Here is a 13,368-nt window from a genome sequence, read left to right on the forward strand (position 1 = left end):
CGTTTGCGTTAGCTCGATCGTAGGGCCTATTCTCGACTAACGCAATCGATTAGCTTTTGGGTTCGGGTGGGTGCAACGCGCCACCGCCACGGCCCAGATCAGGACAGGAGACGCCCCCATGCCCCTCCCCGACACCGCGCTCACTCCCCAGGAGGCGGCCCGCTGGGCCGCGCGCTCCGGGCTCACCCTGCCGGCGGACCGGCACCCCGCCGTCGCGGCCACCGCCGAGCACATCCTGTCCGTCGTCTCGGTCCTGCGGGAGCTGGACTTCGGCGACACCCCGCCCGCCACCACCTACCGCGCGGGGGAGGCCAAGTCCGATGCAGCCGTATGAGCTCTCCGCGACCGCCGCGGCCGACGCGCTGCGCGCCGGCCACCTGTCCCCCGTCGAACTGGTCGACTCGGTGCTCGACCGCATCGGGCAGGTCGAGCCGCAGCTGCGGGCCTACGCGACCGTCACCGCGGACCGCGCCCGTCAGGACGCCCGCGCCGCCGCCCGCGAAACCGCCGACGGCCGGTTCCGCGGCCCGCTGCACGGCATCCCCATGGCCCTGAAGGACCTGATCGACGTCGCCGGCACGGCGACCACCGCCAGCTCCCGGGTCCGCGCCGACCACCTCGCCCAGGCCGACAGCACCGTCGCCGCCCGCCTGGGCGCCGCCGGCGCGGTGCTCGTCGGCAAGACGCACACCCACGAGTTCGCCTACGGACTCATCACCCCCCAGACCCACAACGCCTGGGACCGGCAGCGCGTCGCCGGCGGCTCCAGCGGGGGATCGGCCGTCGCCGTCGCCGCCGGCGCCGCCTCCTTCGCCCTGGGCACCGACACCGGCGGATCGATCCGCGTGCCCGCCGCGCTCAACGGCGTCGTCGGGCTCAAACCGACGTACGGCCTCGTCCCCCGGCACGGCATCACCTCACTGTCCTGGTCGCTGGACCACGTCGGCCCCCTGACCCGCACCGTCGAGGACGCCGCCCTGGTCCTCTCCGCCCTCGCCGGGCACGACCCGCGCGACCCCGCCTCCCTGATCACCGACCCCACGGACCACCGACCACCGCGCGACGGCGACCTCACGGGACTGCGCGTCGGCGTGCCCCGCAACTACTACTTCGACCGGATCGCCCCGGACGTCGAGGCCGCGGTCCGGCGCGCCATCGACCAGCTCGCGGAGCTCGGCGCGCGGCTCGTCGAGGTCGAGATCCCCATGACGCGCTACCTCCAGGCCACCCACTGGGGCCTGATGGTCCCCGAGGCCACCGCCTACCACGAGCGCACCCTGCGCACCGTCCCCGACCGGTACGGGGACGACGTCCGGATCCTCCTCGAAGCGGGCGAACTCATGCCCGCCGGGGACTACGTACGCGCCCAACGCGCGCGCACACTGATGCGCCAGGCGTGGTCGCAGCTGTTCGACGAGGTGGACGTGATCGCCGCCCCGACCGTTCCCACGGTCGCCGTACCGGCCGGCCAGGAGACCCTCACCTGGCCCGACGGCACCACGGAGGGCGTCTCGGACGCCTACGTCCGCCTCTCCGCGCCCGCCAACGTCACGGGACTGCCGGCCCTGACCGTCCCGGTGGGCCAGGGTGAAGCGGGCCTGCCGGTCGGCATGCAGCTGATGGGCCGGCCCCTCGGCGAGTCCGTCCTCCTGCGCGCGGGTCACGCCTACGAGCAGGCCGCACCCGCCCGGGCGCTCGCGCCGGTGGCCTGAGGCCGTGGCACTGCCACCACGCTAGAAGCAAGGTCTTTGCGTTAAGGCTTAGGGTGGTGGCATGAGTCCCCGACCGATGGCGCGCCCGGGTGGGCGCAGCGCCCGCGTCCAGGAGGCGGTGCACGGCGCCGTGCGCGAGTTGGAGTCCGAGGTGGGCCGCGACGCCTTGACGGTGCCGCTGGTCGCGGCCCGCGCCGGCGTCACCCCGTCGACGATCTACCGTCGCTGGGGCGATCTGCGGGAACTCCTCTCGGACGTCGCCGTCGAGCGCCTGCGCCCGGAGGCGCCGCCGGACGACCACGGCGCCCTGGCCGCCGATCTGACCACCTGGGCCGAGCAGTTCCTCGACGAGATGACCTCGCCCCCCGGCCGCGCCTACCTCCGCGACGCACTGCTCGGCGACCCGGACGGCAGCAACGCCGGCCGCTGCTCGGCCTACGCGGCCGACCAGATCGACGTCATCCTCGCCCGCGCCACCGAGCGTGGCGAGCGGGCGCCCGACGTCGAAACGGTGATCGACCACGTGGTGTCGCCCATGATGTACCGCATCCTGTTCCGCCCCAGCCCCCTCGACTCCGACTACGCCCACCACCTGGTGGCGGGACTCCTCGACGGTCCGGTCGGGGCCGCTTCCGACGGCACGGACGCCTGACGCCGCGCCCGTGCCGCAACACCTGGGGGACGGCCACGCGCCCCCAGGCCGCTACCACCTCCTCCTCCCCGTACCCCGCACCTCGGCCGGCCGCCGCGCCATGCACCAGTGGTCCAGTCCAACGCATTGCCGGGGCTCTACGGAGGACCGCGGAGCCGTCCATGCGGCCGTCCCCGACCGCCCGGCCGATCCCGCGGCTGAACTGGCGTACTGTACGCACCGGTTCGAGTGATCGTGATCGCGTGGGCGAGTGCGGGTTCGGTGCGACGGCTGCCCTCCGCGACCCGCGACCCGACCGGCCGTGACCAGCGAGACGAGGAGTGCGAGCGTGCGGGCAGCAGTGATGTTCGGGGCGGGGGACGTACAGGTGCGCCAGGTGCCGGACGCCCGACTCGTGCAGCCGACCGACGCCGTGGTGCGGGTCACCCACGCCGCGATCTGCGGCAGCGACCTGTGGCGCTACCGGAAGATGCCGCCGTCCACGGCCGGCGTGCGGATCGGGCACGAATTCATCGGCGTGGTCGAGGAGGTGGGCGCCGAGGTCACCGCCGTACGCCGCGGAGACCTCGTCCTCGCGCCCTTCAAATGGTCCGACGGCACCTGCGAGATCTGCCGCGACGGCCTGCCCAACTGCTGCCCGAACGGCGGTTTCTGGGGCGGCGAACTGGACGGCGGGCAGGGCGAGGCGGTGCGGGTGCCGCAGGCGGACGGCACGCTCATGCCCCTGCCGATGGACCCCGACGACCCGCGTCTACCCGCGGTGTTGGCCCTGTCGGACGTGCTGTGCACGGGTCACCACGCCGCTCTCGCGGCGCGCGTGCGGCCCGGGGCCACGGTCGCGGTGGTGGGCGACGGCGCGGTCGGCCTGTGCGGCGTACTGGCCGCGGCCCGGCTGGGCGCGGAACGCATCGTCATCCTGGGACGGCACGCCCGGCGGACGGATCTGGCGCGCCGGTTCGGGGCCGTCGAGGTGGTCCCGGAGCGCGGCGCGGCGGCCGTCGAGCGGGTCAGGGAACTCACCGGTGGCCACGGGGCGCACGCCGTCCTGGAGTGCGTCGGCACCGGCGAGGCACTACGAGACGCCCTGGACATGGCGCGTCCCGGTGGCGCCGTCGGCTACGTCGGGGTGCCGCAGGACGGCGACGGCGTCGACGTGCGCCGGTTCTACCGCCGCAACGTCACCCTCGCCGGCGGCACCGCCCCGGCCCGCGCCCACGCGCCCGAACTCCTCCCGGACGTGCTGTCCGGACGCCTCGACGCCTCCGCGGTCTTCGACCGCACCGTCGGACTGGACGACGTCCCGGACGGCTACCGGGCGATGGCCGGGCGCGAAGCCCTCAAGGTGCTCGTCCGCCCCTGAACTCCCACCGCCGGCACCGGCCGTCCTCCGCCCCGCGTCCTGCCGGGGCACGAACGACGGCCGGTGCGACCCGGTCAGCCGTGGGTCTTGCCGAGCAGGGCGAGGACGTCTGCGGTGCTGCCGCTCTCACCGAGCCGGGGGAAGATCTTCTCCGTGCTGTGCCGGTGGGCGTCCCCGTCCAGGTCCGCCATGGCGTCGGTGGCCAGTGTGACGTGGTAGCCGTGCTCGTGCGCGGCGCGGGCGGTGGACTCCACGCCGATGCTCGTGGCGACGCCCGTCAGCACGATCTGGGTGACGCCCCGACGGCGCAGCTGCAGATCGAGGTCGGTGCCGTAGAAGGCCGACCAGTTGCGCTTGGTCACGGTGATGTCCCCCGGGCGGCCGGCGAGTTCGGGCACGACCTCGTCCCAGCCGGCGGACGGGGTGTGGCCGCCGCGCGAGGTCTCGGTCCGCCCCGGCACCGCGTCGGAGCCGTCCGGGGAGGCGGTGGCGCGGACCAGGACGACGGGCAGTTCGTGGGCGCGGAAGGCGTCGGCGAGGCGGACGGTCCGCGCGATGACGTCGTCGACGGTGTGCGGGGTGCCGGGCAGGGCCCGGAGGCCGTTCTGCAGGTCGATGACGACGAGGGCGACCTTGGGGTCGAGGGTGGTGACGGTCATGGTGTCCGGATTTCCTTCGGCTCGGTTCGGGTGTGGGTTTCGGTGTGGGGTCGGTGTGGTGCGGGGGTCGATGGCGGGGAACGGCGGGAGGTCCGGGCGGATGCACGGCGGCCGGTGGGCCCCGGGTCAGCCTCCGGTCCGTTGGGGAGCGGCCTCTGCCGTCGGGGCACCGGCGGCGTCGCCGGCACGGCCGACGCGGCCGAGCGAGCGGTCCGTGAGGCTGGCCACCAGGAACGCGCCGGCGACGGCGAGCAGCAGCCAGCCGAGGTGGTGCAGCCCGTCGGTGGTCGCGCCGTGCCGGAAGAACGCGGCGTCGGCGGCGGAGGCGGCGAGGGCGCCGAGGTACATGAAGGTGCGCAGCAGCCCGGCCGACGAACCCATCCGGGCCGGATCGGCCTGGGCGTACAGGGCGTTCTGGTTGGCCAGGCCGTTGAGGCCCTGCGGGATGCCGATGACGGCCCCGACGACCGCCAGCCACCAGAGCGGACTGGCCCCGTCGACGGACAGCAACGCCGCACACCCGACGAGTTGGACCAGCGCGCCGACCACGAGCTTGCCGCGGACCGCGGCGCGCCGTCCGGTGAGCGCGGTGGCCGCCACGGCCGCCGCGGACATCGGCAGCAGCACCAGGCCGGCCGCCCGGGCGCTGACCGAGCGGCCCTCCTCCAACCACTGGGTGAAGCCGTAGAGGAACGCGTAGGCCGTGGTGTACGCGAGCGCCTGACGGCCGTACGTGGCCAGCAGCGGTGCGTTCCCGCCGAGCACCCTGAGGTCGATGAAGGGCTCGGGCGCGCGCAGTTCCCGCACCGTGAACGCGGCGCCGGCGACCAGGCCGACCAGCGGTAGGTACCAGGCGGCGGCCCGCGGCTCCATCACGAACAGCATGAACGCCGACAGCATGACGGCGAACAGCGCCATCCCGGCCGCGTCCGTGCGGCGCCCGGGGCGCACGCCGCCGGCCTCCTTGAGCGCGGCCGCCCGCGGCAGGCGCAACGCCCCGAGGACCAGACAGGCCGCGGACAGTGGCACGTTGATGCCGAAGATCAGGTGCCAGCCACCCGCAGAGATCAGCAGGCCGCCGAGGGTCGGACCGATCACGGCGATGACCTGGGCGCAGGCCGAGAGGGCGGCCAGGACGCCGCTGGGGCTGCGCAGGCCGGTGCGGTCGGACTCGGCGCGCAGCAGGAACATCGACGCCGGGTACGCCGCCGACGTCCCCAACCCCAGCAGCACCCGGGAGAGGACCAGCACTCCGAAGTTCGGGGCCCACGCGCCCAAGGCGCCGGCGAGACCCACCAAGGCCGTGCCCGTCAGGTACAGCAGGCGCGGCCCGTAGGAGTCCACCAGGCGCCCGACGACCGGTTGGCCGACGGAGGTGGCCAGGTACAAGGCCGTGACCAGCCAGGCGGTGCGGGCGGGCGGTGCGTCGAAGGCCCGGCCGATCGGGATCAGCGCCACCGCGAGCATCGAGGAGTTGATCGGGTTGAGGATCGACCCGAGGACCATGGGCGCGATCAGTCTCCGGTCGAACCCGCCGCGGTCCGTGGTGCGCCGTCGCGCCCGGAGGCGTGCGGGGCGGCCCGTCATGACCGGGCCACCTCGTCCAACAGGGCCATCGCCGCGCTGATCGTGCGGAGTTCCCGCTCGGTGCACCGTTCCTGGAGCGACCGGGCGAGCCACTCCTGGCGGGCCCACCGGTCGCCCTGGCGGCGGCTGCGGCCGACGACGGTGAGCGTGATCAGTTGCCGGCGGCCGTCGAGCGGGTCGGGGTGGCGCACGACCAGGTCGGCCCGCACCAACGCCTCGACGGTCTTCGCCATGCACTGCGGACTGACCCGCTGCACGGTTGCCAGTTCACCGGCCGATGCCGACCCCTGCGCGTCCAGGCGTGCCAGGACGGATGCCTGTGCGGGGGTGAGGTCCTCGTCGGTGGCCAGCTCCTTCAACCGCCGTTTCAGACGGCTGAAGGTGATCCGCACGTCGGCGGCCGCCCGGACCGCCGACTCCGCACGGAGCCCGTCGATGCTCTCGCTCATGCTCCGACGCTAAAGATATTCAACCTGGACTGTCAATATTGGTTTGATCAATTGAGGTTGTCGGTTGTGCGAGGCAAAAAGGTGAACGGTTGCACTTAGTGAGTCGTTGAGCTTACTGTGGAGGGGCGGGCGGATCGGTGCGATCGACCACGGGGGCGCGCTGACAGTGCCTCCCCATGGGCCCGCGGCACCTTAGGGAAGGACCCACCATGAAGACCGATCCCCGCATCGCGATCATCGGCGGCGGGCCGGGCGGCCTGCTCTGCGCCCGCGTCCTGCAGGGCCACGGCATCGCCGCCACCGTCTACGACGCCGATGCCACCGTGGACTCCCGCGACCCCGGCGGCACGCTCGACCTCCACGCCGACTCCGGCCAGATCGCACTCGAAGACGCCGGCCTGATGGACGCCTTCACGGCCTTGGCCCGGCCGGAGGGGCAGGCCAAGACCCGCCGCGACCACCACGGCACCGTCCTCGCCGAGTTCGTCCCCGCCGAGGGCGACGCGGCCGCCCCCGAAGTCGACCGCGGCCAACTGCGCGTCATGATCCACGACAGCCTGCGGCCGGGCACCGTCCGATGGGGACACCAACTCCTCGGGGCGACGCCCACCGGCGGCGGCGCACACCGCCTCGCCTTCGCCAACGGCGCCAGCGTCGAAGCGGACCTCGTCATCGGCGCCGACGGTGCCCGGTCCCGGGTGCGCCCCCTACTCACCGACGCCACGCCGGAGTACTTGGGCGTCGCCTTCCTCGACGTCCGCTTCGACGACGTCGACGTCCGACACCCCGAAATCGCCGCGATCGTCGGCGACGGGCACATGTTCGCCACCGACGGCGACGGCCGCGCGGTGATCGTCCAGCGCAACAGCTCCGGCGTGGTCCGCGGATACCTGGCCTTCCGCGCCGAGCCCGACTGGCACGTGGCGGCCGACCTCGACCTCACCGACCGGGCGGCCGTCCGCGCCCACCTCCTGCGGGAGTTCAGCGGTTGGTCCGCGGACCTGCGCCCGCTGCTCACCGACAACGACGGCGACCACGTCCCGCGTTCCTTCTGGGCCCTGCCCGCCCCGCTGACGTGGGACCCGGTGCCCGGCGCCACCCTGATCGGCGACGCCGCCCACCTCATGGCCCCGTTCGGCGGCCACGGCACCAACCTCGCCCTGCTCGACGGCGCGGAACTCGCGCGCGCCGTGGCCAAGGAGGCCACCGTCGACGACGCCGTCGCACGCTACGAGGCGGCGATGTTCCCCCGTTCCGGAGAACTCGCGGCAGGGGCGAACGAAGGGCTCAGGAGCTTCTTCGCCACCACGTCACCGGACGCCCCGCACCTCCCGCCGGACCACGCCCGGGAGCACGAGAACTACCTTTCCAGGGCCGCCGCATACCGCCGCCGTCAGGCCGAGGAGGAGCTGACCGCACCGTGAGCGCCCTCGGCGGTGCGCCGCGCGGGCACAGGGCTGCCGCACGGCAGGGGACGGCGCGGTCGGGTCGGGGGCTACCCCTTCTCGGCGGGGGTGTCGGGCCGGCCGGCCCAGCCCTGTTCGAGCAGGTCGAAGGCGCGCGCGATGGCGGCGTCGGGGTCCGCGGAGCCGTGGCCGAGGTCACGGGCCTCCAGCGCGAAGCGGGCCAACGCCCGGCACGTCGGGTCGCCCTCGGGCACGCCGCTCTCGTCGGCGATCGCCGACGCCAGATCGACCTCGTGCTGGAGCCACATCCGGCGGGCGTAGTCGCGCAGCGCGGGGGTGCCGTCGACGAGTTCCAGGAACCGGGTGAACTGCGGATCGGCGTCGGCCCCCTTGCGGAGCCGGGTGTGCAGTACGTGATCGCGCAGGGCGCCCGGGATGGACTGGCCGCTCGGGCGGTGCCGCACGGCGGCGAGCAGATCCGCCCCGATCTCGTCGCCCTCGTCGAAGACGAGCGCCTCCTTGCTGGGGAAGTGCTTGAACAGCGTGGTGGTGGACACGTCGGCGGCCTCGGCGACGTCCCGGATGCCCACCTCGTCGTAACCGCGCTCGACGAAGAGCTGCAGGGCGGCATCGGCCAGTGCCTTGCGCGTGGCGGCCTTCTTGCGCTCGCGCCGGCCGAGCGGTGCGTGGTCACTGGTGGCGTCGGTCATGGCGCCATCATACGTTCGGGGTGACCGGCCCAAAAAGTTGTACGGGTCCACCCGCGGTCCGGTTGCTCACAGTCCGAGCAGCAGCGGCTCGTTGGGGACGCCCGTGCCGAGCAGGGCCCGCAGCGGGGTGGCGAGATCGCGAGGGGAGAACAGGTCGGGCCCGCGGTAGGCCGAGATCTCCGCCGGCGACCACCACTGCGCGCCCACGATGCACTCCGCAGCCAGCTCCGCCTCGGTCAGCGCGCCGCACGGCGCGAACCCGGCCGTCCGCACGAGGAAGTAGTCGTTGACCACGCCGTCGTGCCCGGCCGCGTACCCGGGGTCGATGACTTCCTGGTGCCACACGTGTGGCGGGTCGTGCTCCACCACGAGGCCCACCTCCTCGCGCAGTTCGCGCCGCAGCGCGGTCAGCGGATCCTCGTGCGGCGCGATCCGGCCGCCGGGGGCGGCCCAGACCACGGTCCCCGCCTCCCGGAGCGCGCGTCTGCACAGCAGGAGGCGATCGAGGTCGTCGAGCACGAGGGCGCGGGCCGAACGACGCAGACGCAGCGGCATGCGGGCAGGCTAGCCCCGCAACGCCGGTGGTGGTCCACCGCGCCCGGTGTCGATGACGCAGAAGCGGTTGCCCTCGGTGTCGGCGAGCACGACGAAGTCGGCGTCGTCCGGATAGTCGTCCCACGCGACGCGCCGGGCGCCCAGCGCCAGCAGGCGCTCGACCTCGGCGGCCTGATCGGCGGCGTCCCCCGCGTACAGGTCGAGGTGGACCCGGGGGCGTTGCTGGACGGGCGACGCGCTCAGCCCGAGGGACAGCTGCGGCCCGATCCCGCGCTCGGGCACCAGGACCACCCAGTCGTCCGTCATCTCCTCCCGCGGGACGTATCCCAGCGCAGCCATCCAGAACGCGGCCGCACGGGGTACGTCCGCCACGCCCAACACCACGGAACCGACAGTCAGCATGGGCCGATTCTGCCCGCTGCCGACGAATTCGGCTGGTGCGGGGTGGTGTTGGGGTCAGTGGAGATGCTCGCGGTGTGCGGGACCGGCGCGTGTCGGTCGGGTCGTCGGTGGTGGTTGGCGGTGTCGGTCGGATCGGTTCGTCAGAAACGCCCTAGCGGTTCTGGGCCCACCAGACCGCGAAGCCGATGACGCCGGTGCCGCAGGCGTAGGACGCGCCGCGCAGGAAGTTCGTGGCGACGAGCCGACCGTAGCGGCGCCACGGGTGTGGGAATCGGCGGGGTGTTGGCGGGCGGTCCTCCAGTGTCTGCATAGGAAGCCCCTCTCGTGAACGCGGAGAACAGCGACGGTTCCACCTGGGGAGTCCCGAGCGGGCGGCGTCGGCCGCCGTGCTGTTGGGCCCGAGCTCCCTAGCGTTGAGTAAGAGCTTACGAGGTTGTGCGCTTGTGAAGCCGTCGCGCTCCCGGCGCGTCCCCGAGCGATTTGGGCGGAATTGCGAACCCGCTTGGATTCTGCGCCTGGTGGCCCGGCTGGCGAACGGGGCATCGGTTGGTGCCGGTGTTCCGTTCCACTGCCCGAGGGGCGGCGGGGGAAGGGCGAGGTGAACGGGGGAGCGGCTTCAAGGGCCCCATACCTGGAGGGACTTGAAGCCGGGGAGTGTTCCGGTGGCGGAGGGCATGCCTGTCGCGGGGCCTCGGCTGCGGAGAGGTCCAGGGTGACTGTGGGCGGTGAGGGGGCGGGGTGGAGCGCTCGTCGGCGGACGAGGTGACGGCGCGGAGGCATCTGGCCGAATTGGAGGACCGGGTGCGGGGCTGGCGGCCCTGGCGCAGGTCGACCCCGCGCAGCACCGCGCGGCCTTCGCCGCGAGCCTCAACGAACTGGCCGGTGGCCTCAACGAGTGCGCCATGCACGGTGGGCTGCCCGGCCGTTGGGCGGACCGGCTGCCGGTCCACGGGGAGGCGTTGGCCCTCCATCGCGAGCTGGCCGCGGCCGAGGGTGGAGCGCACCGCGCCGGACTGGCCGCGAACCTGGTCAACACCTCCCTGTCGCTGGGGGAGACCGGCCGCCTGTCGGATGCGGTCGCGTGCCAGGGAGGGGCGGTCGCCCTCTACCGGGTTGGCCGACGTCGACCCCGGCGCCTGCCTGTCGAGGCTCGCCCGGCCCCTCTGGAACCTCGCCGTCGATCTTCGGGAGTTGGGTCGGTTGGGTCGATACCGCGCGGACGTAGGGGAGGGGGCCGCACGCTTCCGGGAGGGGATCCGCGTCGAGGGGCGCACGCCCCAGGAGGGCTGAGCTACGCCGCGGCTCTCCTGGGGCGTGCGCCGCCGGGCGGCTCAAGACGGGCGGCCGGGATCCCGGGGGCGGCCCTTCCTCACGCGTCGCGGTCGCCGTCGCGCTGGGCCAGGAGGGCCGGGAGCAGTCCGGGGAAGGCCCGGTCGAACTCCTCCAGGCGCAGGGCGTTCATGCGGGAGGTGCCGGCGTAGTACTGGCGGATCAGGCCGGCCTCGCGCAGCACGTGGAAGTGGTGGGTGGCGGTCGACTTGCTCACCGGCAGCTCGATCGTGCCGCAGGCGACGTCGTGACCGGTGGAGTGGAGGTGCCTGACGATGCAGCGGCGCACCGGATCGACCAGTGCCTCCAGCACCTGCTGGAGGGTGATCGTGGCCAGGTCCGGGTGCGGCGGGGTGCGGTCCCTGCCGGCTCGCGCTGCTGCCGTCATCGCCCGTGACCTCCCGATCGTCCGTTGACCTCCCGCACATATGGTACGACACGCATCGAACTTTGATGACCGTCAAGGTTTGATGTCCATCGAAGTTTGACACGGGTCGAACTTTTGGTTTGAGTGAGGCACGGGCGGCCCGGATCGGCGCCGCCGTCACCGAACGGAAGGACGAGGCGTCATGGCCAGAACGGTGCGGTTCCACGAACTCGGCGGGCCGGAAGTGCTGCGGCTGGAGGACGTGGAGATCGGCGACCCCGGGCCCGACGAGGTGGCCCTGCGCGTCGAGGCGATCGGCCTCAACCGCGCCGAGGTGCTCTTCCGCAGCGGCACCTACATCGAGCAGGTCAAGCAGTTCCCCGCGCGCCTGGGAACGGAGGCCGCCGGCGTGGTCGAGGCCGTCGGCTCCCGAGTGACCGGACTTGAGGTCGGCCAGGCGGTGAGCGTGGTGCCGGCGTTCTCGATGAACGACTACGGCGTCTACGGCGAGCGGGCGCTCGTGCCAGCGGCCGCGGTCGTGCGCCGCCCCGACGGGCTCGACGCGGTCGCCGGCGCAGCGGTCTGGATGCCCTATCTGACGGCCTACGGCGCCCTGGTGGAGGTCGGCGGCATGCGTGCCGGGGACACCGTCGTGGTGACCGCGGCCTCCAGCAGCGTCGGCCTGGCCGCGATCCAGCTCGCGCTGCGCGTCGGAGCGGTGCCGATCGCCACGACCCGCACCGCGGTCAAGAAGGACGCCCTGCTCGCGGCGGGTGCGGCGGACGTGGTCGTCACCGACGAGGAGGACGTGGTGGCGCGCGTGCTCGGGCTGACCGGAGGCCGGGGTGCCGCATTCGTCTTCGACGCGATCGCCGGGCCCGGCGTGCTGGACCTGGCCAAGGTGGTCGCGCCCGGCGGCACGCTCTTCGAGTACGGCGCCCTGAGCGGCGAGGTCACGCCCTACCCGGCGTTCGAGCTGGGGATGCCCGCCCTGAACATGCGCACCTACACCCTCTTCGAGACCACCCGCGACCCGGAACGGCTGCGCCGGGGCGAGGCGTTCGTCGCGTCCGGGCTGCGCACGGGGGCCTTCGAGCCGGTCGTGGACCGCGTCTTCACCCTGGACGAGATCAGGGAGGCGCACCGTTACATGGAAGCGGGCGCACAGGTCGGAAAGATCGTCGTCACCGTCGACCACTGACGGGCCGCGTGGCCGGTGCCGGGCCGGGGCGGCGATCGCCCGGTTGGCGGGTCGGATTGTTGCGGCGGGGCCGGTCGGGGTACCTCGGCAGAGGTCGCCGACCGGGCGCCCGACACCTCCGGAACCGAAGGAGCCGCCGTGAAGTTCGGTGTATCGACCTTCATCACCGACCGAGGCACCGCGCCGACCGCGCTGGGGCGCGCCGTGGAAGAACGGGGCCTCGACTCCCTGTTCGTCGCCGAACACACACACATCCCGGTGGAGCGTCGTACGCCGTACCCCCGAGGCGGCGAACTCCCCGAGATCTACTACCGCACCCTCGACCCGTTCGTCGCGCTGGCCGCGGCCGCCGCCGTCACCGACCGGATCCTGCTGGGCACCGGTATCGCGCTGGTGGTCCAACGGGACCCGATCACCACCGCCAAGGAGGTGGCCTCCCTGGACCTGGTCTCCGGCGGCCGGGCGGTCTTCGGCATCGGCGTCGGCTGGAACGAGGAGGAGATGGCCAACCACGGGACGGATCCGCGGACCAGGGGCCGGCTGGTGGACGAGCGGCTGCGGGCCATCCGGGAGCTGTGGACGCAGGAGAAGGCCGAGTTCCACGGCGAATTCGTGGACTTCGATCCGGTCTACTCCTGGCCCAAGCCGGTCCAACGGCCCCATCCGCCGATCTACGTGGGCGGTGGCGAGGGCGCGTTCCCCAGGGTCGCCGCCCTCGGCGACGCCTGGTTGGCCAACGGCGTCCCGCCCCGCCAACTGGGGCCGCAGATCGCGCGGATGCGGAACACCGCGGGCCGCGACGTGCCGGTGACCGTCTACGGGGTGCCGGCCGACCCCGCCGTCATCGAGGAGTACGCCCGGCTCGACGTGGAACGGGTGCTGTTCTTCCTGCCCACGGCGCCGGAGGCCGAGACGCTGACCCACCTCGACCGGTTCGCCGAGGTCGCGGGGGGCTTCCGGTGACGGGAACGGGACAGCC

General features: G+C 73.3%; 15 protein-coding genes. 7 read left to right on the forward strand and 8 right to left on the reverse strand.

Annotated elements, in window-relative coordinates:
• Window positions 1-118: 118 nt before the first annotated feature.
• The 4 genes from ABD385_RS19975 to ABD385_RS19990 all read left to right on the forward strand — a co-directional run bounded on the left by ABD385_RS19975 (window position 119) and on the right by ABD385_RS19990 (window position 3,724).
• Window positions 119-334, forward strand: coding sequence for a hypothetical protein (locus ABD385_RS19975; protein ID WP_344577849.1), 216 nt, complete (start codon window positions 119-121; stop codon window positions 332-334).
• Window positions 321-1,712: an amidase gene (locus ABD385_RS19980; protein ID WP_344577853.1), complete on the forward strand. Its 1,392-nt coding sequence runs from the start codon at window positions 321-323 to the stop codon at window positions 1,710-1,712. The genes ABD385_RS19975 and ABD385_RS19980 overlap by 14 nt, the downstream gene beginning before the upstream one ends.
• A 76-nt stretch (window positions 1,713-1,788) precedes the next feature.
• Window positions 1,789-2,364, forward strand: a complete 576-nt coding sequence (locus ABD385_RS19985) for a TetR/AcrR family transcriptional regulator (protein ID WP_425585439.1) — start codon at window positions 1,789-1,791, stop codon at window positions 2,362-2,364.
• A 328-nt stretch (window positions 2,365-2,692) separates the two neighbouring features.
• Window positions 2,693-3,724 carry a zinc-binding dehydrogenase gene (locus ABD385_RS19990; protein WP_344577857.1) on the forward strand — a complete coding sequence of 344 codons (1,032 nt, stop codon included), beginning with the start codon at window positions 2,693-2,695 and terminating at the stop codon, window positions 3,722-3,724.
• A gap of 74 nt (window positions 3,725-3,798) precedes the next feature.
• On the opposite strand, the gene ABD385_RS19995 is transcribed toward ABD385_RS19990, so the two are convergent.
• From ABD385_RS19995 to ABD385_RS20005, 3 genes are all read right to left on the reverse strand, one after another.
• Entirely contained in the window at window positions 3,799-4,383 is a 585-nt protein-coding gene (locus ABD385_RS19995) for an isochorismatase family protein (RefSeq protein ID WP_344577860.1), read from the reverse strand.
• Between the two features lie 126 nt (window positions 4,384-4,509).
• On the reverse strand, window positions 4,510-5,970 hold the full coding sequence (locus ABD385_RS20000) for an MFS transporter (protein WP_344577863.1): 1,461 nt from the start codon (window positions 5,968-5,970) through the stop codon (window positions 4,510-4,512).
• Window positions 5,967-6,419, reverse strand: a complete 453-nt coding sequence (locus ABD385_RS20005) for a MarR family winged helix-turn-helix transcriptional regulator (RefSeq protein WP_344577864.1) — start codon at window positions 6,417-6,419, stop codon at window positions 5,967-5,969. Before ABD385_RS20005 ends, ABD385_RS20000 begins: the two co-directional genes overlap by 4 nt.
• A gap of 209 nt (window positions 6,420-6,628) precedes the next feature.
• Between ABD385_RS20005 and ABD385_RS20010 the strand changes: the two genes are divergently transcribed.
• Window positions 6,629-7,843, forward strand: a complete 1,215-nt coding sequence (locus ABD385_RS20010) for an FAD-dependent oxidoreductase (protein ID WP_344577867.1) — start codon at window positions 6,629-6,631, stop codon at window positions 7,841-7,843.
• 71 nt (window positions 7,844-7,914) lie between these two features.
• On the opposite strand, the gene ABD385_RS20015 is transcribed toward ABD385_RS20010, so the two are convergent.
• The 5 genes from ABD385_RS20015 to ABD385_RS20035 all read right to left on the reverse strand — a co-directional run bounded on the left by ABD385_RS20015 (window position 7,915) and on the right by ABD385_RS20035 (window position 11,209).
• The gene (locus tag ABD385_RS20015) at window positions 7,915-8,535 is read right to left on the reverse strand and encodes a TetR/AcrR family transcriptional regulator (protein WP_344577868.1); all 621 of its coding nucleotides are present in this window, start codon (window positions 8,533-8,535) and stop codon (window positions 7,915-7,917) included.
• Window positions 8,536-8,601: 66 nt separating this feature from the next.
• The gene (locus tag ABD385_RS20020) at window positions 8,602-9,090 is read right to left on the reverse strand and encodes an NUDIX domain-containing protein (protein ID WP_344577870.1); all 489 of its coding nucleotides are present in this window, start codon (window positions 9,088-9,090) and stop codon (window positions 8,602-8,604) included.
• A 9-nt stretch (window positions 9,091-9,099) separates the two neighbouring features.
• Window positions 9,100-9,492: a VOC family protein gene (locus tag ABD385_RS20025; protein ID WP_344577873.1), complete on the reverse strand. Its 393-nt coding sequence runs from the start codon at window positions 9,490-9,492 to the stop codon at window positions 9,100-9,102.
• Window positions 9,493-9,643: 151 nt separating this feature from the next.
• Window positions 9,644-9,802 (reverse strand): hypothetical protein, encoded by a 159-nt coding sequence (locus ABD385_RS20030; protein WP_344577876.1) that lies wholly within the window; start codon window positions 9,800-9,802, stop codon window positions 9,644-9,646.
• Between the two features lie 1,059 nt (window positions 9,803-10,861).
• Window positions 10,862-11,209: an ArsR/SmtB family transcription factor gene (locus ABD385_RS20035; RefSeq protein WP_344577877.1), complete on the reverse strand. Its 348-nt coding sequence runs from the start codon at window positions 11,207-11,209 to the stop codon at window positions 10,862-10,864.
• A gap of 181 nt (window positions 11,210-11,390) precedes the next feature.
• Here ABD385_RS20035 and ABD385_RS20040 point away from each other — a divergent pair, with 181 nt between their 5' ends.
• Complete coding sequence (locus tag ABD385_RS20040; protein ID WP_344577879.1) at window positions 11,391-12,389, forward strand: zinc-dependent alcohol dehydrogenase family protein; 999 nt, start codon at window positions 11,391-11,393, stop codon at window positions 12,387-12,389.
• Between the two features lie 138 nt (window positions 12,390-12,527).
• The gene (locus ABD385_RS20045; RefSeq protein WP_344577880.1) at window positions 12,528-13,352 is read left to right on the forward strand and encodes an LLM class F420-dependent oxidoreductase; all 825 of its coding nucleotides are present in this window, start codon (window positions 12,528-12,530) and stop codon (window positions 13,350-13,352) included.
• Window positions 13,353-13,368 lie beyond the last annotated feature (16 nt).

Source organism: Streptomyces lunalinharesii, from assembly GCF_039532155.1.
GTDB lineage: Bacteria > Actinomycetota > Actinomycetes > Streptomycetales > Streptomycetaceae > Streptomyces > Streptomyces lunalinharesii.